This is a genomic window from Pseudonocardia sp., assembly GCF_029263155.1.
Taxonomy (GTDB): domain Bacteria; phylum Actinomycetota; class Actinomycetes; order Mycobacteriales; family Pseudonocardiaceae; genus Pseudonocardia.
Genome location: NZ_JAJCYB010000032.1, coordinates 1 through 20,022, shown reverse-complemented (window position 1 = coordinate 20,022; position 20,022 = coordinate 1). Strand labels below are relative to the sequence as shown.

15 protein-coding genes and 1 pseudogene are annotated in these 20,022 nt (G+C 69.5%); 12 read left to right on the top strand and 4 right to left on the bottom strand.

The features are described from left to right. Positions 1–13 precede the first annotated feature (13 nt). The 11 genes and pseudogenes from Q1K26_RS05575 (at position 14) to mobF (ending at position 10,731) form a co-directional block, all read left to right on the top strand. Positions 14–328, top strand: coding sequence for a helix-turn-helix domain-containing protein (locus Q1K26_RS05575; RefSeq protein WP_300008113.1), 315 nt, complete (start codon positions 14–16; stop codon positions 326–328). Continuing rightward, entirely contained in the window at positions 328–549 is a 222-nt protein-coding gene (locus tag Q1K26_RS05570; RefSeq protein WP_300008111.1) for a hypothetical protein, read from the top strand. The genes Q1K26_RS05575 and Q1K26_RS05570 overlap by 1 nt, the downstream gene beginning before the upstream one ends. Positions 550–596: 47 nt before the next feature. Then, positions 597–812 (top strand): annotated as a pseudogene (locus Q1K26_RS05565) (WhiB family transcriptional regulator); the annotation flags it as partial. A gap of 314 nt (positions 813–1,126) precedes the next feature. Continuing rightward, positions 1,127–1,570: a hypothetical protein gene (locus Q1K26_RS05560; RefSeq protein ID WP_300008109.1), complete on the top strand. Its 444-nt coding sequence runs from the start codon at positions 1,127–1,129 to the stop codon at positions 1,568–1,570. Beyond that, entirely contained in the window at positions 1,567–1,941 is a 375-nt protein-coding gene (locus Q1K26_RS05555; protein WP_300008108.1) for a hypothetical protein, read from the top strand. The genes Q1K26_RS05560 and Q1K26_RS05555 overlap by 4 nt, the downstream gene beginning before the upstream one ends. Beyond that, complete coding sequence (locus tag Q1K26_RS05550; RefSeq protein ID WP_300008106.1) at positions 1,938–3,863, top strand: TraM recognition domain-containing protein; 1,926 nt, start codon at positions 1,938–1,940, stop codon at positions 3,861–3,863. Before Q1K26_RS05555 ends, Q1K26_RS05550 begins: the two co-directional genes overlap by 4 nt. Further along, the gene (locus tag Q1K26_RS05545) at positions 3,860–4,552 is read left to right on the top strand and encodes a hypothetical protein (RefSeq protein WP_300008104.1); all 693 of its coding nucleotides are present in this window, start codon (positions 3,860–3,862) and stop codon (positions 4,550–4,552) included. The genes Q1K26_RS05550 and Q1K26_RS05545 overlap by 4 nt, the downstream gene beginning before the upstream one ends. Beyond that, complete coding sequence (locus tag Q1K26_RS05540) at positions 4,549–5,220, top strand: hypothetical protein (RefSeq protein WP_300008103.1); 672 nt, start codon at positions 4,549–4,551, stop codon at positions 5,218–5,220. Before Q1K26_RS05545 ends, Q1K26_RS05540 begins: the two co-directional genes overlap by 4 nt. Beyond that, the gene (locus tag Q1K26_RS05535; protein ID WP_300008101.1) at positions 5,217–6,083 is read left to right on the top strand and encodes a hypothetical protein; all 867 of its coding nucleotides are present in this window, start codon (positions 5,217–5,219) and stop codon (positions 6,081–6,083) included. The genes Q1K26_RS05540 and Q1K26_RS05535 overlap by 4 nt, the downstream gene beginning before the upstream one ends. Next, positions 6,080–6,340, top strand: a complete 261-nt coding sequence (locus Q1K26_RS05530) for a hypothetical protein (protein ID WP_300008100.1) — start codon at positions 6,080–6,082, stop codon at positions 6,338–6,340. Before Q1K26_RS05535 ends, Q1K26_RS05530 begins: the two co-directional genes overlap by 4 nt. Continuing rightward, complete coding sequence (gene mobF / locus Q1K26_RS05525; protein ID WP_300008191.1) at positions 6,340–10,731, top strand: MobF family relaxase; 4,392 nt, start codon at positions 6,340–6,342, stop codon at positions 10,729–10,731. Before Q1K26_RS05530 ends, mobF begins: the two co-directional genes overlap by 1 nt. A 22-nt stretch (positions 10,732–10,753) precedes the next feature. Here the strand turns inward: mobF and Q1K26_RS05520 are convergent, their stop codons facing one another. The 4 genes from Q1K26_RS05520 to Q1K26_RS05505 form a co-directional block, all read right to left on the bottom strand. Beyond that, complete coding sequence (locus Q1K26_RS05520) at positions 10,754–11,176, bottom strand: hypothetical protein (protein WP_300008098.1); 423 nt, start codon at positions 11,174–11,176, stop codon at positions 10,754–10,756. A gap of 65 nt (positions 11,177–11,241) precedes the next feature. Beyond that, positions 11,242–14,235 carry a DEAD/DEAH box helicase family protein gene (locus tag Q1K26_RS05515; protein WP_300008097.1) on the bottom strand — a complete coding sequence of 998 codons (2,994 nt, stop codon included), beginning with the start codon at positions 14,233–14,235 and terminating at the stop codon, positions 11,242–11,244. A gap of 3 nt (positions 14,236–14,238) precedes the next feature. Further along, positions 14,239–16,251 carry a site-specific DNA-methyltransferase gene (locus Q1K26_RS05510; protein ID WP_300008095.1) on the bottom strand — a complete coding sequence of 671 codons (2,013 nt, stop codon included), beginning with the start codon at positions 16,249–16,251 and terminating at the stop codon, positions 14,239–14,241. A gap of 26 nt (positions 16,252–16,277) precedes the next feature. Further along, positions 16,278–19,154, bottom strand: a complete 2,877-nt coding sequence (locus Q1K26_RS05505; RefSeq protein WP_300008094.1) for an SNF2-related protein — start codon at positions 19,152–19,154, stop codon at positions 16,278–16,280. 541 nt (positions 19,155–19,695) lie between these two features. Here Q1K26_RS05505 and Q1K26_RS05500 point away from each other — a divergent pair. Then, positions 19,696–20,010, top strand: a complete 315-nt coding sequence (locus Q1K26_RS05500; protein ID WP_300008092.1) for a hypothetical protein — start codon at positions 19,696–19,698, stop codon at positions 20,008–20,010. Positions 20,011–20,022: the final 12 nt, after the last annotated feature.

The following is a 20,022-nucleotide window of genomic DNA, read 5'->3' as shown; positions in this document are numbered from 1 at the left end:
CGAGGAGCGAGCAGTGAGCAACAACCGATCCGACCAGCCGGCCGTCCAGCGGCCGTCCTTCTACACGGCGGCCGAGACCGCCGAGATCCTCCGGCTCGACGAGTCGACGCTGTACCGACACCTCCGCAACGGAACGTTCCCTGGGCTCAAGATCGGCGGGCGCTACGTCGTGCCCGGGGCGGTGCTGGACCGACTTGTCGACGACGTGCTCGTCACGGGCCGCTGCGTCGACCTGGGCGGTTGGACCGAACAGTGGCGCCACGACCAGATCGCCGCGCTCGCCCGCATCGCCGCGGCGAACGTGGAGCTTCCGGGCGGGGTGGCGTGATGGGGACCGTCGGACTGCTGATCTTCTTCGCCGTCGTCGGCGCGGCGATCTGTGCGAAGGCCCGGGTCGCGGGCGGGGCGATCGTGTTCGCGCTGCTGGGCCTGGTGCTGTTCATCGGCACCCCGGCCGGGGCCGGTCTGCCTGACTTGGTCGCGGACTTCCTGTCCACGGTCGGAGCCGCATCCGAGCCGCTGACCGAGGGTTCGGGAGCCGTGGGATGAGCGCCCCGGCGACGAGGACGACCCGACGCGAGCCGATCGGCGGCCACGTGCGGCCGGAGGACTTCCGGCACCGCGCAGCGTGTAGGTCGGTCGATTCGGAGATCTTCTTCCCGACCGCGGTGGCCGGTCCGGAGTTCGAGGCGCTGGTGTCGGTCGCCAAGACCGTGTGCGCAGGTTGCCCGGTGCGGGAGCAGTGCCTGACCTGGGCGCTGACCCACCAGCCGGACGGCATCGCGGGCGGGATGACCGAGCACGAACGCCGTCACGAGCTGACCCGGCGCCGTGGTCGTCGGCGGGGCCGGCTCCCGCGGCCACGGACCCCGCAGCGGCCGGTGAACGCATCGCGCGCCGAGGTCGCCGAGGCCGGACGGGCCGCGATCGCGGCCGGCATGTCGGTGCAGGACGCGGCGGGGGAGTTCCTGGTCTCCGCCCGCACCGCGGGCCGCTGGGCCCGCGCCATCCACCCCACGACGTCGACCCACGTAGGGGAGGGGAGCGCCGGCGGCCACCGGGCTCCCCTCCAGATCTCCCACACAGCAACCCAGGCAGGGACACGAGCGGAAGGACACGATTCTAGATGAGTACCCGGACCAATCACGAGCCCGACGACCGCCCCGAGGCGGTGCAGCAGGCCGAGGTCGGCGCCCGCGCCTGGCGCGCGGTGGTGCACGCGCAGCGGGGCGCCGCGCCCGATCACGCGGACTTCTACAACCTGGCCGGGCACCTGGTCGACACGTTCGCCGCGATCGAGTCGTTGGCCCGGCTGCTGGCCGACCCGGTGTGCAGCTACGCCGACCGGCAGCCGCCCGGGAAGCGGGTCTACGACGACGCACGCGGGGTGGACCCGTGGCGGGAGGACCCGCGGGAGCGCCTGGCCGACGCCCGCTGTGATCTCGACCAGCTGGCGATTGCGGCCGGATGCGCGCTGGACGTGGCCAACCGGTTCTGGAGCGCGATCAGCCACATCGGCGTCGAGGACGACCCGGCCGCCGGCCGCGCCGAGGGCGAGGTGTCCCGATGACCCGCCAGGTACGCGCGATCGGCGGCCCTGCCGCGGTGGTCGCGGGGTTGCATCGGTGGATCGACGGGCACGACGCGCACGTGCAGGCCGCGGTGTGGCTGCTGCTCGCCCACGAGGTGTGGCCGCGGCGGACGGAGTTCGTGGCGGCGTGTGTGAACCACAGCCCGGACGGCGGGTGGTGGATCGACTTCCGCGCCGCGCGGATCGCGTTCGACAACGGCCGGTTCGACGCCGCGTCGTCGACGGAGCTCGCGGTGCTCGACCTGGCGATCACGCTGGGGACGGACCGGTTCCGGTTCCGGGCGATGGGCCCGGGCAACGCCCGCGCGGTCGCCACGGCGGTCGCCCACGCGGTGGGAGCGGACCGATGAATCTGCTCCTACTCCTGGTGGTGCTGGGGATCCCGGCTGCGGTGTTGTGGCGGCGCGGCTCGTACGCCTACGCCCTGCTCTGCGTCCTGCTCGCCGGGTTCCCGGCGTGGGCGCTGCTGCGCCAGCTCCCGTGGTGGGGATACCTGATCGTCGCCGTGGTCGGTGCCGCGGTGGGGTGGCATCACCTGTCCCGCTCGGCCGCGCTGGTGACCCGCTGGTCCAGCCAGTCCCGGCGCAAGGCCGGCGTCGCGTCCACCTTCGACATCCTGCGCCACGCCTCCGCCCGCGCCATGCGCCAACGGGCGGCCACGGTCCGCCCGTCGCTGGCCGAGCTGGGCCGGTGGGCGCGATGGCGACTGCCCGCGGTCGAGGTCGCGATCGAGCTATGCCGCACGGGCTGGTTGACGGTGTGGTCCCCGATCGAGGACGTCGTCATGATCTTCGGTGGTCCGCGCACCGGCAAGACCGGATGGCTGGCCGGCCGGATCCTCGACGCCCCCGGCGCCGTCCTGGTCACCTCCACCCGCACCGATCTCTACGAGCTGTGCGCGCCCCTACGTGCGCAGCGCGGCCCGGTGTACGTGTTCAACCCGGTCGGGCTCGGCGGAAAGGCGTTCGCCTCGACCATCACGTTCGACCCCCTGACCGGGTGCACGGATCCGGTGACTGCCGCCGAGCGGGCCAGCGACTTGATCGCCGCTGTGTCCCGCGCGGGTGGGGGTGGGGATCGGGAGTTCTGGAACGGCCATGCCCGCCGCGTCCTGGCTGGGCTGCTGCACGCCGCCGCGCTGGGCGGGAAGTCGATCCATGATGTGGGCCGCTGGGTGGCCGAGGTCGACGACGCCGCGCGGGAGGTCCCGCCGCTGCTGCGCCGCTCGACCGTGCAGGCGTTCGAGCAGGACCTGGCTCAGTTCTTGGGCACGAACACGAACACGAGGACGTCGATCACCTCGACCGTCGCGCCGGCGTTGGGGTGGCTCAACCATCCCGACGCCGCCCGCTCGGCGAAGTCCGGCGCTGGGGGCGGTTTCGACGTCGAGCGGCTGCTCGCGGAGCGGGCGACGGTGTTCCTGCTCGGCGGGGAGGAGACCCAGACTGGTCCGTTGGTGTGTGCGCTGACCGGGCACATCGCGCGCCAGGCGCGTGCGCTGGCCGCGGTCGCGCCGAAGGGCCGGCTGGACCCGAACCTGACGTTGGCACTGGACGAGGCGGCGCTGATCTCCCCGGTCCCGTTGGAGTCCTGGACCGCGGACATGGGCGGGCGCGGGGTCACGATCATCGCTGCGTTCCAGTCCCGCGCGCAGCTGTTGGCCCGGTGGGGCGATCACAGCACGGCGACGATCTTGAACAACTGCGGTGCGGTGATGGTGTTCGGCGGCACCCGCGACCGCGACGACCTGCAGTTCTGGTCCACCCTCGCCGGGGACCGCGACGAGCCGACGCTGACCACGGACATGCACGGCCGGGTCGCGTCGCGGACGACACGACGGGTGCCGGTGCTCCCGGCGGCGCAGCTGGCGAATCTGCCGTCGGGGCGGGTGATGTTGATCCGCCGGGGCCTGGCCCCGGTGATCGGGCGGGTGCAGATGGCGTGGAAGCGCCGCGATGTCCGCTGGCGCGCCTTCCAGATCGCGCACCCCGCGCTCGCCGGCCGACTCGCCCGCTGGGCCGCGACGGCGCGTCGCTGGTGGTCGCGTCTGACCGGCCCCGTCGTCGCCGCGCTGCGGTGGATCGGCGCCCTCGTCGGCAGGTTCTGGCAAGCCGCCTGCGCCGCCATCGCGCGGGCCTGGCGCTGGATCCGGGAGCACCTGACCCCCACCAGCACGCACGACGTCCTGATCGACCTCGACGCACCGACGGTCGAGCTGCCCGTCCAGGCCGCGCACACCAGCAACGCCCACACCCCCGGAGGTGCCTCATGATCGACTACCCGAACAACGACCGCCCCGACGGCGCCCGGCCGTCGGTCGCCGAGATCGCCGCGTTGACCCGGCGGTTGCGGGAGCTGTCCACGCCCGGCCGGGCGGTGGACCCGGGGGAGCGAGCGGCGTTCCTGGCCGACAAGGACGACTTGATCGCCCGCATCACCGACAGCAACGCCGCGACCGACGCCGATGCGGCCACAGGCCGGGAGCTGCACCAGCACACCGCCCGAATCGGGCGCACCGACCAGAGTGCCGACCCGACGGTCCAGGCCGTCACGTTCGACGTGGCCGGTTACTACACCGACGCCCATCTCGCCGCGCTCGCCGAAGCCCGTGCCGCGGGCGACACCGAGCGGGCCGAGCGGTTGCAGGATGCGCCGTGGTCGGCCCCGGCGGAGGACGAACGGGTGCCGGCGATGCCGGACTGGATGCGCGAGCAGGCCCGCCGCACCGAGGCTGCGATCGCTGACGGCACCGACGTGCCCGGCCCGCCTGATGATCTGGCCCGCTTCACTGATCGACTCGCTGCGCTCCGCGGGCAGACCGTCGAGGACGACCCTGAACGCCGCGAGCAGCTCGCCCGCTGGCACACCGACGACACGGCCGACGCCCTCGATGTAGACGACCTGCACCAAGAGCCGGGCGGGTCGCGCTCCGCCACGGACGACGGGCCGGGTCTGCCATGACCGGCCCGAACCGAGACCCCGAGTTCGCCCGCGCCGACGCCCTCGCCGGACTGGCCCGTGATCTCGACGATCTACGCCGTGCGGTCGACCCACTGCGCGAGGTCGGCGCCCGGGTCAACGACCTGGCCCGACTGGTCGGGCAGCTCGCCGACACCGTCGCCGCGATGACCAAGCGGCCGGCCACGACCCCGACGCCGTCGTGGTTGCTGCTCGCGGCCGACGAGACGGTGGTCGAGCGGGTGCTCGCCGAGTTGTGCGCCTGGCTGCACACGATCTACCTGCGCTATCCCGACGGAGCCGCGACGCTGCCGCAGTGCTGGCTTTACCACCCCGACGTGGTCGAGGAACTGCTGTGGCTCATGCACGCCTGGTGCGCCGCCTACCAGGGCAAGGGCGCGTCGGTGCAGCTCGCGGGGGACTGGCATGACCGGCAACGCCCCGGGGTCGTCCGTCGGATCCGGTCGTCGGCTGGGTCGTGCTCGATCGAGCGCCACCAGACCCGCGCGGACTGGGACCAGCGCCCGACCGGTGCCGCCCCGGTCCCCGGCATCGACACCGTCGAGGTGATCACCGCGTGGTGGGCCGACCGGCGCGACGACCCCGCCCCGGAACCGGCCGCTGCGCCGTCACCGGTTGGGGTGGCCCTGAACGGCGGGCCCCACCGATGACCACCACCCGCACAGAGCCGGGCGCCCGGGTGATCCGGGCCGTGATCTGGCTGCCCGGGCTCGCGGTCGCGCTCGGCGCCGCGGTCGCGACCGCGCACGGTCTCTACGAGGTCGCCCACGCCGCCCGCGTCCCGGCCGGAATCGCCTGGCTCTACCCGCTGATTACCGACGGGCTCGCGCTGGTCGCCTACGCCGCCACCGCCCGCCTGTCGGGATCGGCAGCCCGCTACGCCTGGTCGGTGGTCGTCCTCGCCGCCGGCCTGTCCGGGCTCGCACAGGCCGCGTTCCTCGCCTCCGGGTCGGCGGTCGACGCGTCCCCGGCGCTGCGGTTCGGGGTCGGGGCATGGCCCGCGATCGCCGCCGCGATCGTCGCGCACCTGCTCTACCTCCTCGCCACCGACGAACACCCAGCAACGGGCACCGCGGACGATCCGGCCGCCGGTGGTGTTCAGCCGGATCCGTTCAACCCGCCCCTTGTTCAACCCGAGCCCTCCACCGTTCAACAGGCCACGGCCCACGCTGTTCAACCCGCGCTGCCCGCTGCTGTTCAACCTCCACGCGAGGTCGCCGCCCCCGCCGGCCGTCCGGCGCTTGCCCCGGCACCGGTTGAACAGCAGGCCGTTGCTCCGGCCCGGGAGCGGGCGCGGGCGGCCGCGATGCGGCACGCCCACCGCCACGGCGCCCTCCCGACGGTCACCGAACTGGAAGCCGCGGCCGAGGTCTCCCGAGGAACCGCCTCGGCCGCCCTCAAGCACCTCCGAGCCCAGCCGACACCCCTGCACCTGATCACCCACAGCACCGATCAGTCAGACCCGAGCGAGCACGACGACGACCCGACCATCGAGAAGGCGACCCAGCCATGACCGACATGAGCCGCACCAGCAGCCCGACCACCACCAGCGAGCCGAACACGAACACCGAGACCCAGCACTACGCCAAACAGACGAACGAGAACCCAGAACGAGACCCAAGAACCAGAAGATCAATTGCAGCACACCTTGGCATCCTGATCGACGGGTCCGGGCCGGCCTTCGGCCGGCCGCAACCGACGCTCCGCGCGGTTGATCTTGCTGCTGCGACCTTCAAGATCGTTCCTGTGGGGAGGTGGTCCCCGTGGTGATGAGCATCGCGTCCGGCTACTCACCGGACTACCTGCTCAGGGAGGTGGCGACCGGCCGGGAGAACTACTACACCGGCGCCGTCTCGGAAGGAGAGCCTCCGGGCCGCTGGTGGGGTGCCGGAGCGGAGCGGCTGGGGCTGTCCGGGCTCGTCGACGCGCAGGACATGCGCGCGCTCTACGAGGGCTTCCTCGACCCGCGCGACCCCGGGTTCAAGGACCCGAAGAAGTGGGACGAGGTGGCGACCCTCGGCCACACCGGCCGCAAGTACGCCAGCGAGGACGACCTGTACGCCGCGGCGATTGAACAGCAGCCCGACGCGAGCGCTGAACGGCGCGCTGAACTCCATGTTCAAGCGGGCAAGTCCGCCCGGCACAACGTGGCGTTCTACGACATCACGTTCAACCTGCAGAAGAGCGTGACGCTCGTACACACCGCGTTCGAGGCGAAGGAAGTCGCGGCCCGCCGGGCCGGGGACGAGGAGACCGCGCAGGCATGGGCCCGTTGCCGCACGGCCGTGGAGGACGCGATCTGGGCGGGCAACAACGCCGGCCTCGCCTACATGGCGGAGAAGGCCGGCTACACGCGGATCGGGAAGCACGGCGGTGCGGCGGGGCGGTGGGCCGATGCCCACGAGTGGACGGTGGCGTCGTTCTTCCAGCACGACAGCCGCGACCACGATCCGCACCTGCACATCCACAACGCGGTCCTCAACCGGGTGCAGGGGCCGGACGGCAAGTGGCGCACGATCGATTCGCGTGCGCTCTTCAAGTTCCAGCGCGCGGGCGCCGCGGTCGCGGAGCGGACCACCGAGGAGCGGCTGACGCACGCGCTCGGGGTGGTGCTGGCGACCCGCCCGGACGGGAAGGCCCGCGAGATCGTCGGCGTCGCGCAGGAGGCGATGGACCTGATCTCGACCCGCAGGCGGACTCTCACCGCGAAGGCCGACGAGCTGATCAGCGCGTTCGAGGACCGGTACGACCGAGCCCCGAACGGGCTGGAGCGCGACCGAATCGCGCAGCAGGCCACGCTGCTGACTCGGCGGTCGAAGTCGCACACCGGGGAGACCCGCGAGCAGCTGCTCGACCGCATCGACGAGCGCGTGCGCGCCGACATCGACGGCGGCCTGGCCGGCGTCGCTGATTCCGTGCTCGCCGCGCGCGACAACAGGCCGGCGCCGATGGAGTGGTCGCCGCAGGCCGTGATCGAGACCGCGCTCGCGGACATCCAGTCCCGCAAGGCGGGCTGGCACCGAGGAGATCTCAGCGGAGCGATCAACGCCGCGCTGCCCGACTACCTCGGCATCACCGACGGCGCCGACGTCGGCCGGCTCGTCGACACGCTCACAGACGAGGCCCTCAAGTACGCCATCGTGCTCGACGGCAACCGCCCCGGGGACGAACACCTCCCCGCCGAGCTGCGCCTGGACAACGGCTCCAGCGTCTACCAAGCCCCCGGAGCGATGCTCTACGCCACCCCCGATCAGGTCCGCACCGAACGCGCCCTGGTCGCGGCCACCGCCACGGGCGGAGGGACGGCGCTGCCGTACGACCGAGCGCAACGGTTCATCCAGGAGCTGGCCGAGTCCGGGATAGAACTCGGGGTCGACCAGGCCGCCGCCGTCTGCGGCGTGCTGACCTCCGGTGCGCGGATCGAGACCCTGATCGGGCCGCCCGGGACCGGGAAGTCGTTCGTCGTCGGGACGATCGCCCGCGGCTGGACCGACCCCGCCCACACAGGCGGGGAGACCCCGCGGCGGGTCTTCGGCCTGGCGACCTCGCAGATCGCGACCGAGGTCCTCAAGTCCGAAGGTGTGACCGCGAGCAACGTCGCCGCCTGGCTCTGCGCGCAGCGTCGGCTCGCCGCCGGCCCCGGCTCGGGCGGGCCGCGTCCCGTCGACGGAGATCAGGCGTGGCGGCTGCACGGCGGGGACCTGGTGGTCGTCGACGAGTCCGCGATGACCGACACCGCCGCGCTCGCCGCCATCCACAGCCATGTGGACGCGGCCGGAGCGAAGCTGCTGCTGGTCGGGGACCACCGCCAGCTCGCCGCGGTCGGGGCCGGAGGCGGGATGGATCTGATCGCACAGTCCGGCGCCAGCTACGAACTCGCCGAGGCCCGCCGGTTCACCCAAGCTTGGGAGCGGGAGGCGTCGCTGCGGCTGCGCGCGGGCGACGAAACCGTTCTGCGCGAGTACCACAAACAGGGCCGGCTGATCGACGCCGGAACCGTCGAGCAGGCCGAGCAGGCCGCGGTCCGCGGCTGGCTCGGCGACACCCTCGCCGGTCGGCAGTCGCTGCTCATCGTCGACACCAACGAACAGGCCGCTCGCCTGTCCGCGGAAGTCCGCGCCGAGCTCGTCCGGCTCGGCCAGGTCGCCGAGAACGGGGTGAAGCTCGGGCTGCAGGGCACCTACGCCGGGGTCGGCGATCTCGTCGAGGCCCGCACCCTGGACTGGACCGTCCAGGGCGTGGAGGGCAACACTCGCCCCGCGATCACCCGCGAGCGCTACCGGGTCCACGCCGTGCGCGACGACGGCGCCCTCGAGGTCGCGGTGATCTGCGGCCGGACCCCGGACGGTGACGTCCTGGGCGAACGGATGGTGCTCCCCGCCGGCTACGTCGCCGAGCACCTGGCGCTGGGATACGCCTCGACGAAGAACGCCGCCCAGGGCGCGTCGGTCGACACCAGCCACACGGTGGCCACCCCACGGACCAGCCCCGCCGGGCTCCTGGTGCCGATGACCCGCGGCCGCGACACCAACACCGCCTACGTCGTCACCCTCGCCGCGGTCGACGACGCCGCGCAGGGCAACGACACCCACACGCTGCACCGCGACCCCGTCGCCGTGCTCGCCCAGGTGCTGAACACCACCACCGCGGCGGACGCGGCCAACCGGTCCGCGCTCGCCACCGCCACCCAGGCCGCCACCGACGCCGGCAGCACGCGAACCGCGGGCGACCTGCTCGCCGACGCCGCCCAGCTCGCCGCGACGGAACGGACCGCGACCTGGCTCGACCAGCTCGCCCAGGACGGCGTCCTCGACCCGGCCGAGCGGTCGCGCATCGCCGCGGAAGACGGCGCCGCCACGTTGACCCGGATCCTGCGTCGCGCCGAACTCGCCGGGCACGACCCGAAGCAGGTGCTGCACGACGCGATCGCCGAACGCCCCTTCGACGGAGTGCGCAACGCGTCCAACGCGATCTACAGCCGCATCCGCACCGAGCACGCCGACCAACTCGACCCGGTCGGCGACTCCTTCACCAGCTGGACACCCCGCGTCGACAACCCCGAGTGGCGCCGCTACCTCGCCGCACTCGCCGAGACAGCCGACCAGCGCGCCGACCAGCTCGGCGCCGAACTCGCCGACACCGCGCCCGACTGGCTCACCAGTGCGATCGGAACCGCGCCCACCGACAGCGACGCCCGCACGGAGTGGGAACGCCGCGCGGGCCTGGTCGCCGCGTACCGGGAGATGCGCGGCCACGACGACCCCGCCGACGCGCTCGGCCCCGCCCCGAAGCCGGGGCAGGTCGAGCAGTACGCCGCGTACCGCGCGGCCTGGCGGACACTGGGCCGACCGGAGATCGAACGCGAAGAGCTGGAGATGACCGATGGCCAGCTCCGGATGTGGATCCGCGCCGCACACAGGGAGGAGGCGTGGGCGCCCCGGTACGTCGGCAACGAACTCGCCGGCACCCGCCAGGCCGCGGCCACCCACCGCCAGACCGCCGAGCTGCGCGCCGCCGAAGCCGACGCCAGCCCCGCCGAGCGTGAGCGACTGCGCACCGAGGCCGCGCAGGCCCGCGCGCTCGCCGAGACCCTCGACGCGCAGGCGGAGAAGCTCCAGGTCATCGACGACGCCCGCGCGCACTTCCTCGCCGACAATTCCCGAACCCTCGGCTACGGCCGCCGCTGCGAAGCGGAGCTCACCCGCCGCCACATCGACGACACCGAGCCCGAGCAGCTCGTCACGGCCGACGAATGGCTCGCCGCCGACCACCACGCGACGGCCGAGGACGACCAGCACCGCGCCGTCACCGAGACCGACCTGATCGACGACGATGCCGACCACACCGCAGCCGCGCCACACGACGTGGTTGTGGAAGCACCGGATCGCGACATCCGCGAGATCGCCGCCGACGAACCCACGCCGGTGCACGAGGACACCGTCCGGATCCCGACCCCGGAGCAGACCGCCGACGACTACGCGGATGCGACTCGTGCGCTCGCCGAGATCAACGCCCGCCGGGCCATCGACCTACAGGAGGAGACCGAGCACCGGGCCGCCGAACTCGACCGCTGGCACACCGACGACCAAGCCGCCGAGACCGCCGACATCGACGACTACACGGACGACACGGACAGCTGTAACGAAGCGATGCCTCGTTGAGCATTGCCGGCGCGGGTGGCGGTCATCCCGCCGCGCGCACCGGAACGTCGATCGGAGGCGTCCCGGAGCAGCGCCACGCCCACCGCAAGGTGGCCCGGATCGCCTCGCACCAGCCCGGCCGCGACTCGACGAGATCCGGACGTCGCACGTCGAGCAGCTCCGCGGCCAGGTACTCCGCCTCGATCAGCTCCTCACGAGCGCGCTCGTCGTGCCGGGATACCGGAGGCCGGGCCAATCGCCGCGGCCCCGACGCCGGCCGCACCACCGCACACGCCATCCACCGGCACGTCACGATGACGCCGCCGGCGTACCAGTCCGTGACACCCCGCTTGGCCTGCTCAGCGTTCCGACGCTCCGCATCCGCCCACACCGCGACGAACTCGTTCAGCGGCACACGAAGATTGCGCTCCGGGATGCGCTCGACGTCCTTCTCCGTCACCTCCATAGGCTCCAGGGTCGCACGGGCCACCGACGGTTTGCGACGTCCGAGCAGGTCACCGGGTCTGTCAATCAAGGAACCCGATCGAGCCTCGTTTCCTTAACCCGCACGGTGTCATTGCCCCTGTTTGCCGCGAGCCCGGCGAACACGTCGTCGAGGTCACGGACGTCGTCGTAGTTGACGTCGATCGCGGCGAAGTGCTTGCGAGCACAACTGATCTTCTGGTTCTCGACGGGCCTACGTTCGGCCTCGGCGAGGCTGCCCTTGGTCTCGCGCACCAGGTAGACGTGGTCGGTGTGCTCCATAACCAGTGCCCAGTCGGGGTTGTAGGTTCCGATGGGCGTGTCGACGGTGAACCACGAGGGCAGTTTCATGAATAGCTTCACGCTGCGGTTGGCGTCGAGCGCCCGCGCAAACCTTCGCTCGACTGCCGAGTCAATCTCCACGTGGTCAAACGGGCACTTGTCGGGGTTATCGACCTTCTGCACCCGTTCGGCGTAGCGCTGAATCTCCTGGCCGGCCGCGGGTTCGAGCCGGCGCATCTCCCAGGCGAGTCCGGGCACCGGCTCGTAGGTGAGGCCGTCGACGAGCTGGTCGCGCAGGAGGCCGTTGATCGTGGTCGTGACCAGCGACAGGAACGCCTGCGGGTTGACCAGGAAGTCGCCGAGCCGCCCGCAGCCGGTGAGGATGCGGACCAGGGTGCGCCGGGTCAGGTCGGTCTCGTTCTGCAGGTCGGCGAGGATGTCGGGCAGGACGACCGGGGGGGCGGTGTCGTAGTCGCGCTGGTCGACGACGCGGTCGGTGCGCAGGCCGGCGGCCGTGTGTTCGATCTCGACGGTCCGCACCCGCACCTTCGGCGCGACGATCGACGAAGCATCGGCGATGGCGGCGCAGGCCTGTACGACGAGCTGCTCGGAGTCGAGCTGCACGCGGTAGCGGGTGCGCCGGCTGATCCGGTCCCAGAGCTCCTGGAAGTCCGGGTGCAGCGTCACCTGTTTGTGGAAGCGAACCTGGACGCGGGTCGCGCTGTCGCGGACGCGGTCGCGGAAGAGGAACGCGGTGAGGGCGTCGACGACCTGTGCCCGGATCGGCACGTAGTCCTCGGGCAGGTGCAGTTCGAACGACGGTTCCTCCGGCCAGAACTTGTCGAGCACCGCGCCGCCGCCGTCGAGATAACCGGCGTCGCGCAGGTGCGTCCAGAGCTCCATCGACCGCTCCTTGCCGAGGTGGACGTCGCTGTCCTCCGGAGCGGCGAGGGCGGCGAACGCCTGCCGCGGCACGATGCCGAAGCGCTGGCCGGTGTCCTCCTCGTACTCCTTCTGCAGGGTGGCGGCGAACTGCCGGTACGACTCGTTGGCGATGATGGTGAGCCGGTTGACCGCCGGATCGTGCAGGCGCTCGCCCGCCTGGTTGACCGGGAGCCGCAGGCCGCGGCCAATCTCCTGGCGCTTGCGGTCGGTGGAGCGGGACTCGTTGAGCGTGCAGATCTGGAACACGTTCGGGTTGTCCCAGCCTTCCCGCAGCGCGGAATGGCTGAACAGGAACCTCAGCGGCACGTCGGTGGACAGCAGCCGCTGCTTGTCACGCATGATCAGGTCGTAGGTGTCGGAGTCGGCCTCACCGGTGCCCCGCGTGTCCTTCAAGCCGTTCTTGTCGACGCTGAAGTAGCCACCGTGCACCTCGCGGACGGCGGGCAGGTTCAAGGTCGCGTATCGGGGCTGGGCACGCAGCTCCTGGTAGGCCTCCTCAAACCAGCGGCCGATCTCGCCGAGCACAGGCCGGCCGGCGGCGTCGACGCCGCGGTAGTTGGCGACCCGGTCGAGGAAGAACAGCGACAACACCTTCACCCCGTGCGGAGCGAGCGCCTTCTCCTTGTCCAGGTGCTGGCGGACGGTCTCGTACACCTGCTTGCGCCGGACGTCCTCGGCGAAGGCGCCGAGCGGCTCGGCCATGCTGACCTCACGCCCGTTGCTGAAGTCGACGGCCTCGGCCCCGGCCCGAAAGTGGATGTCGTCGACGATCCAGCCGTCTGCGTACTCCTGCCGGCCGCCGGACAGAACCGACAAGTCGCTGCCCCTCTTGACCCACGCCTTCTTCGGCTTGCCCGCGGTGCCTGCACCGGCATGGAACTCGATCTGCGCGCGGATCTTGGCCGGGTCGACCTGCAGCAGCCGGACGAAGGCCGAGTGGAAGTCGGAGTCGGGGACGACGCTGGCCACCTCGATCTGCTTCACGAGATTGAGGTCGTAAGCCTCGATCGGGCCGAGCCGGTACACGCGGTTGTACGGATTCTTGTGGGTGGCGGAATAGCGCAGCGTGCAGAATGGGTGCAGCCGGGCGATCGCGGCCCTGGCCGCGGCCGACTCCATGTTCTGAGGTTCGTCGATGATGACGACCGGCCGAGTGCCTTGGATGAACTCGATGGGCCGGTAGCCCGACATCCGGTCCTGCTCCCGATTGATGATGTTCGCTTTCGCCGGGTCAGTCGTCTCCTGAGTGTCCTTCTGGAACGCCTGGATGTTCATCACCAGCAACTGGATCGTGTTGGCGGTGGCGAATTGCCGCACCCGTCCGAGGTGCTTGGAGTCGTACATGGCCGCGTCGAACGGCTGCCCGTACATGCCGGTGAGATGTTCGCGCAGCAGCTCGATGCTGGCCCGCACACCCTCGCGGATAGCCACGCTCGGCACGACGATGACGAACTTGGTGAAGCCGTAACGCTTGTTCAACTCGAAGATCGTGCGTAGGTAGACGTATGTCTTGCCGGTGCCGGTCTCCATCTCAACCGAGAAATCCATGCCACTCAGGTCGTCGCTCTTTGGTAACAGGTGGCGATCTTGCACTGCCCGCAGGTTGGCCCGCACAGACTCAGTAAAAGCCTCAGGATCAGCTGGAATCGGATTCGGTACGCCCATCTCGGTTACGGCGAGCTGGTTCGTCGCGCGCGAGGTCATGCTGAACAGAGTTGGTGCAACTGGCAACCCCTCGAACAGGTCGGTCACGGCCTGGATGGCGTCGCTCTGGTACTGCAGAGTCGAGTCGAACTTGATCGTGAGTGGCGCCATCGGTCAGACGATCCGCAGGGTCAGGTCGGTCTCCTCGCGGCGGTTATGTGCTCGTACCGTTTGCAGGGCATTGACCTTTACTTCATCGTCGGCAAATGCGCCGTCTGTTGCAATAATCATCGACGGGCCAGCTGCTATCATCTGCTCTAGCGCAATTGTGGACAAATTTGCGTCAAGGAAGAGCAGTAAAGCCCCACCACCGACTGAGTATGCCACTAGATCGCCTGGAAGATCCATGGTTGAGATATCGGTGGTCAGCGGGAATCCAGCTTTAGTGGATAGTTCAGACGCTATTTCGGCCGTGTTAGAGGACAAGCTTGTGTTAGTGATGCTCAGTGCTACCTGTTCTGTTAGCTCGTCGACTGAATGGATGCTCGGCTGCCAGGTTGAGAAGTTCGAGGCGCTCAATCGGTACACTCTAAACCCAAGATCCATCGGCTCGCTAATCAAGGGCGGTTGCGCGGCAGATTCTGCGGCGAACTCGCGAACCACTCGACGCATGCGCTCTACGGTAACGTCTGATACGGTCCTCATCCCCAAGTCGAGCGCACTCTGTCCAGCAGGCTTCGACGTGTCCACCGGCTGTGGGAGTTGGACGAGGAGGTATCGCCTCTGTGCGCCCGCCCTGTTAGATTCTAGAACGCCGTGAGCAAGTGAACCTGAGCCAGCGAAGAAATCAAGGATCAGGTCGCCGCTATCCGTCAAGTACTCAATGATCTTCGCGAGGTCTCCATAGTGTTTCGGATTGTCAAAGACTCGCGCTCCATCGAAGATCTTATCGAACTTTTGCGTGGCGGTCTGCGCGTAGCTGAAGTTGACACTTCGCATAGCCTGCGTGTCAAGATGAAACATTTCTGATCGTTGACTAGGGATCGTACTTTCGTCGGGCCCGAAGACGACCCGTCCGGAGGCTATTGCCTCGCTCATGCGGTCTTCCGTGAATCGCCAACCGCTTTTGGGGATCTTGCAGGGCAGGCCGGTGGTTGGGTGCAGCACCTCGTACCTCGGTCCGCCTGCACCAGGCCAGCTGATGTCGGCGTCGTCCCGGAAAGGACCTCTATTATCGACCTTGTTGTAGCGCTTTAGTGGCACACGAGGGTCATCATCTTCGGTCCACTCGTTGTATAGATCGCGTAGGCCTGCGCGAATCTCCTCGAAATTATCGCCGTGCGTGCTTCTGAGTTCTTCGAAGCGCTCACGAACCTGCTCAACCCCCGGCTTTGGTGCACGCAGCATTATTCCGTTGTCTGAGAAGTAGGACTTGTTTCGAGCAGCAATAACCATGTACTCGTGGCCTACAGAAAAGAGCTTGGCGTCATTCTTTCTGTTTCTGTCCCAAACAAGAGTTGCGATGATATTCTCTGATCCGAAAATCTCGTCGAGGATAAGACGTAGATTGTCTAGTTCGACGTCGTCAATCGAGACTACAAGAAATCCGTCGTCGCGGAGGAGATTGCGAGCCAGAAAGAGCCTGGGATACATCATTGACAACCACTTGGAGTGGTAGCGCCCGCCGGTCTCGGTGTTGGCGGAGGTCCTGAATCCCGCGTCATCGACCTGGCCGGAGTACTTGAGGTAGTCGGCGAGGCCTTCGCGGAAGTTGTCGGGGTAGATGAACTCCTTGCCGGTGTTGTATGGCGGATCGATGTAGATCATCTTTACTTTACCGTAGTACGCCTTCTGTAAAAGCTTGAGGACTTCCAGGTTCTCGCCCTCGATAATCACATTCTGGGTGGTGTCCCAGTCGACCGATTCCTTTGGCATCGGCACCAGAGCGCCCAGCGACGGTTCCTGGATCACCCGCATGCAGTCGGCCTTGCCCGGCCAGGTCAGGCCGAAGCGTTCCGGGCCGGGGTCGACCCACTCGCCGAGCGAGCGAGCGAGCGCATCGACGTCGACCTTGCCCTCGCGGAACGCCTCGGGAAACGTCGCCCGCAGTACATCGATGCGCTCGGCGAGAGGATCGGCTGAACGGAGGTCGAAGCGCTCGGGGAGGTCGGGCTGGTCGGTGCTCACGCGCTGCTCCATCGGGACGTGCGGATCTACTGGACGGTGAAGCGGAGGGTCATGATGCGGTCCACGGCCTGGTCGGCTTGCAGCCGGGTGGCGACGTCGTCGAGCAACTCCTCCTTGCGGAGCTCGATCTCCCGCGCAGCCTCGCGGGAGCGGTGCCAGGCCTCGTTGCGGTCGGTCTCCGCCTGCTTGACCCTGCGCTGCAGGGCCAGCTTGTCGGGCAGGTTCGCCGCGGCCCGCGCCTCCCGTTTGAGCTGCTTGATGGCAGCGTCGAGGTCGTCGACGGCCGCCCGCGCGCCGGCCTGCTTGTCGGCGGCCCAGCGGTCGAGCTTGTCGACCTCCTCGTCGAACCACGTGCCCTGCTTCGCACTGATCGCGGCCAGGACGTCCTGCATTCGGGCCGAGGCGGCGGAATCGAGCTGGGCGGGCACGGGGACCGGGCCGGTGGCAACGATGCGGGCGGGCAGGTCGAACAGGCGCCGGGCCTGGCCGGGGTACAGCGCGATGCCGGAATCGGTGACCGCGGACACGACGAGGTGGTCCTCGGTGACCTCACCGTCGCGTCGCAGGTGATCCACCACCAACACACCGGACACCCCGACAAGCGACTCGATCGCCGCCGCACGCACCGCACGACCCGAGTAGCCGAGCACCACCTCGGCGTCGGGCGTCGGCAGCCGGGCGGCGCTGTCCACGACCGCGGTTGCGAGCGGATGCCGGCGTCGGTAGCGGTGCGCGTCGGGGTTGTCCGAGCGGGACAGCTGGTAGCGGCCGGTCGGGATCCGCGGGGCGAAAGCGGGGGCGGCGTCCAGGTCGAACGTGCGCGTCGCCTCGTCGATGCGGGCGATCGGGCGCAGCAGGTGAGTGGTGAGCTGCCACAGCTGGCGCTCGGCCTGCTCGATGAACTCGGTGCTCTCGTCCAGGCTGACCCGCAGCCGCTCGTGTACCTCGGTGTCGAAGTTCTCCAGCAGCTTGCGGCGTGTGTCGTCCATCGTCTCGGTGATGCGCTCGTCTAGCTCAACCCGCAGAGCGGAGAACGCCGACTCGATCTCGGCGGCCGTCCGGCAGTCTTGGTAGATCTCCGTGACACGCCGCTCGATGTCCACTCCCGACTCGATGCTGCCCAGCACTTCGTCGCTGGCGCCGAACACGCCGGAGAACAAGCGGAACTTCTCGTCTAGCAGCTCGAACACCCGCACGTCGGCGGCGTTCTTGCGGTTGAGGAAGTTAATGACGACCACGTCGTGCTGCTGGCCGTAGCGGTGGCAGCGGCCGATGCGCTGCTCGATGCGCTGCGGGTTCCACGGCAGGTCGTAGTTCACGACCATCGAGCAGAACTGCAGGTTGATGCCCTCGGCCGCCGCCTCTGTGGCGATCATGATGTCGGCGCCGGACCGGAATTGGTCGACCAGCGCCGCTCGGGTGTCGGCGGTGCGCGACCCGCTGATCCGGTCGGTGCCGCGGTGTCGCTCCACCCAGTCCCGGTAGATGGTCTTCGATCCGGCGTCGGTGTTGGTGCCGTTGAACAGCACGATGCGCCCGCCGTAGCCCGCCTCGTCGAGCAGCCGGACGAGGTACTCCTGCGTGCGGCGGGACTCTGTGAAGATCACGGACTTATTTGCCGCCCCGAGCACCCGCGCCTTCGCGAACCCGATACGAAGGGCAGTGAGCAGGGCGTGGCCCTTGGCGTTCTCGGTGATCGAGACGGCCAGGTCGCGGAAGCCCTGCAGCTCGGTGATCTCGGCGGCCAGCGCGGCGCGCTGCGCGTCCGTCAGAGGGACGGGCTCGCCGTCGAGTTCGTCGACCTCCCACTCGTCGACCGACGTGCCGAGATCGTCACCCTCCTCGCCCACGACGTCGGAGATGCGGGCGGAGCGCAGCTTGTCGTCGCCGCGGAGCTGGTCGGCGAGCCGCCGGCTCAGGGTGTCGAGCGCGCCCGCGATGGCGAACGTCGACGACGCCAGCAGCTTGCGCATCACCAGCACCATAAGGGTGCGCTGGCCCGCCGGCAGGGCCTGTAGCTCCGGGCGGCGCAGGTAATCCGAGACGAGGTCGTAGAGCGCCTGCTCGTCGTCGCCGGGAACGAACTCCTGGGTGATCGGGACGCGGTTGGTGTAGCTCACGTACTCGACGACCTGCCGGCGCAGGGTGCGGTGGCACACCGGTGCCAGCCGGTGCTGAAGCTCGTCGAAGCGTCCACCCTCGATCAGGCGCGAGTACTGGGCGCGAAAGCTCGCTGCGTCCCCGAAGTGGTGCTCGTCGATGATGCTGACCAGTCCGTACAGCTCCATCAACGTGTTCTGCAGTGGCGTGGCGGTCAGCAGCAGCTTCGGGGTGGTGGATAGCGCGGTGCGGATGGCGGAGGCGATCCGGTTGCCCGGCTTGTAGACGTTTCGCAGGCGGTGGGCCTCGTCGAGTACGGCCAGGTCCCAGCGCACGGCGGCCAGCTCGGTGGCGCGGCGGGCGGCGAACTGGTAAGAGCAGACGACGACGACCGGGTCGTCGCCCGGGTCAAACGGGTTGCGTACACCTGCCTTGCGGGCCGCGTTGAAGGACGCCGTCTCCAGGATGCGGGCTGGCAGGAAGAACTTGTCGGCCAGCTCCTGCACCCACTGCTTGCGCAGGCTGGCCGGCGCGACGACCAGGATGCGGCGGCGCTGCTCGGCCCACCGCTGCGTCATCACGAGGCCAGCCTCGATCGTCTTGCCGAGACCCACCTCGTCGGCCAGGATCACACCTCGCGACAGAGGCGAGGAGAACGCGAAAAGGGCCGCGTCGACCTGGTGCGGGTTGAGGTCGACCTGGGCGTCAAGTAGTGCTGTGCCGATGCGGGCCGGCGCGTTCCCGACGTGCTGTTGCAGCAACTCACGCGCATATAGCTTCGCCTGGTGGTCGATCAGGTGCACGCTTCCCCCTCGCGGCTGGGACCGCCGACCTGGCCCGCCCCATCTGCTGATCGGCGGCGGCCGCCGAACTGTTTCGGGCGAGTCGTCCCGTCCGGGGTCATAGCGATGTCCGTGTCATCAGCGCGTCGACGACCAGCCCCCGTGCCCCGATCACCTTAGCCACTCTCGGTCACCGATCGCTCGCACGGCGCCAGAGCGCCGTCACCGGCGACGAGGCGTGGTGAGCCTTCATGATCTCGCGATCGGTCGCGACGCAGTGAGGCGTATGGCGTCCGCTGAGAGACACGCTCAAGGCCGCGCGGCCGAGAAAGTTCTGATCGACCGCCTCCGGCGGGGGCCTGCCGGCCCTGTGGCTTAACACGGCCGGCCTCACCGTCAAGGGCGCTCCGCTGCGCTCCGCGTCGCTGCGCGACGGCCTTCGGCCGCCCGTGACCGTGAGCCTCTCCGACCGTGTTGGGACGCCTTACGGCGGCGGGGAACACAGCGCCCCGCCACCCCAAGGGGACGGGCCGACAGGCCCAACGACGCCGGGAGGCCCACCATGCCCGCACGGACCGACCGCAGCCGCAGCGTCGAGCAGCCGAGCCCGACCGCGCAGGCGCGGATGATCACCAAGTCCTCGGTGGTCACGAACCTGACTGTCCGCGCCGCCGGACTCGTTCCCGCCCGGCTCGATCTCGCCCACGTGGGGACCGCAGAGCAGCAGCTCGGCCTGACCCTCGGCACCGTGCTGATCTACATCAACTCTCAGGAATTGCATCAGGCGGGCGGCGAAACCGCAGGTCGGCTGGTCAGTATGTCCTCGGAGTGGCTTGTCTCGGGCCGCTGTCACCGGCCCCTTGACCTGCCGATTTGATCAGTGGCGCCC

Coding starts and splice junctions, on each gene's coding strand:
- Q1K26_RS05570 (WP_300008111.1), top strand. CDS start 328: ATGGGGACCGTCGGACTGCTGATCTTCTTCGCCGTCGTCGGCGCGGCG.
- Q1K26_RS05560 (WP_300008109.1), top strand. CDS start 1,127: ATGAGTACCCGGACCAATCACGAGCCCGACGACCGCCCCGAGGCGGTG.
- Q1K26_RS05555 (WP_300008108.1), top strand. CDS start 1,567: ATGACCCGCCAGGTACGCGCGATCGGCGGCCCTGCCGCGGTGGTCGCG.
- Q1K26_RS05550 (WP_300008106.1), top strand. CDS start 1,938: ATGAATCTGCTCCTACTCCTGGTGGTGCTGGGGATCCCGGCTGCGGTG.
- Q1K26_RS05545 (WP_300008104.1), top strand. CDS start 3,860: ATGATCGACTACCCGAACAACGACCGCCCCGACGGCGCCCGGCCGTCG.
- Q1K26_RS05540 (WP_300008103.1), top strand. CDS start 4,549: ATGACCGGCCCGAACCGAGACCCCGAGTTCGCCCGCGCCGACGCCCTC.
- Q1K26_RS05535 (WP_300008101.1), top strand. CDS start 5,217: ATGACCACCACCCGCACAGAGCCGGGCGCCCGGGTGATCCGGGCCGTG.
- Q1K26_RS05530 (WP_300008100.1), top strand. CDS start 6,080: ATGACCGACATGAGCCGCACCAGCAGCCCGACCACCACCAGCGAGCCG.
- mobF (WP_300008191.1), top strand. CDS start 6,340: ATGAGCATCGCGTCCGGCTACTCACCGGACTACCTGCTCAGGGAGGTG.
- Q1K26_RS05520 (WP_300008098.1), bottom strand. CDS start 11,176: ATGGAGGTGACGGAGAAGGACGTCGAGCGCATCCCGGAGCGCAATCTT.
- Q1K26_RS05515 (WP_300008097.1), bottom strand. CDS start 14,235: ATGGCGCCACTCACGATCAAGTTCGACTCGACTCTGCAGTACCAGAGC.
- Q1K26_RS05500 (WP_300008092.1), top strand. CDS start 19,696: ATGCCCGCACGGACCGACCGCAGCCGCAGCGTCGAGCAGCCGAGCCCG.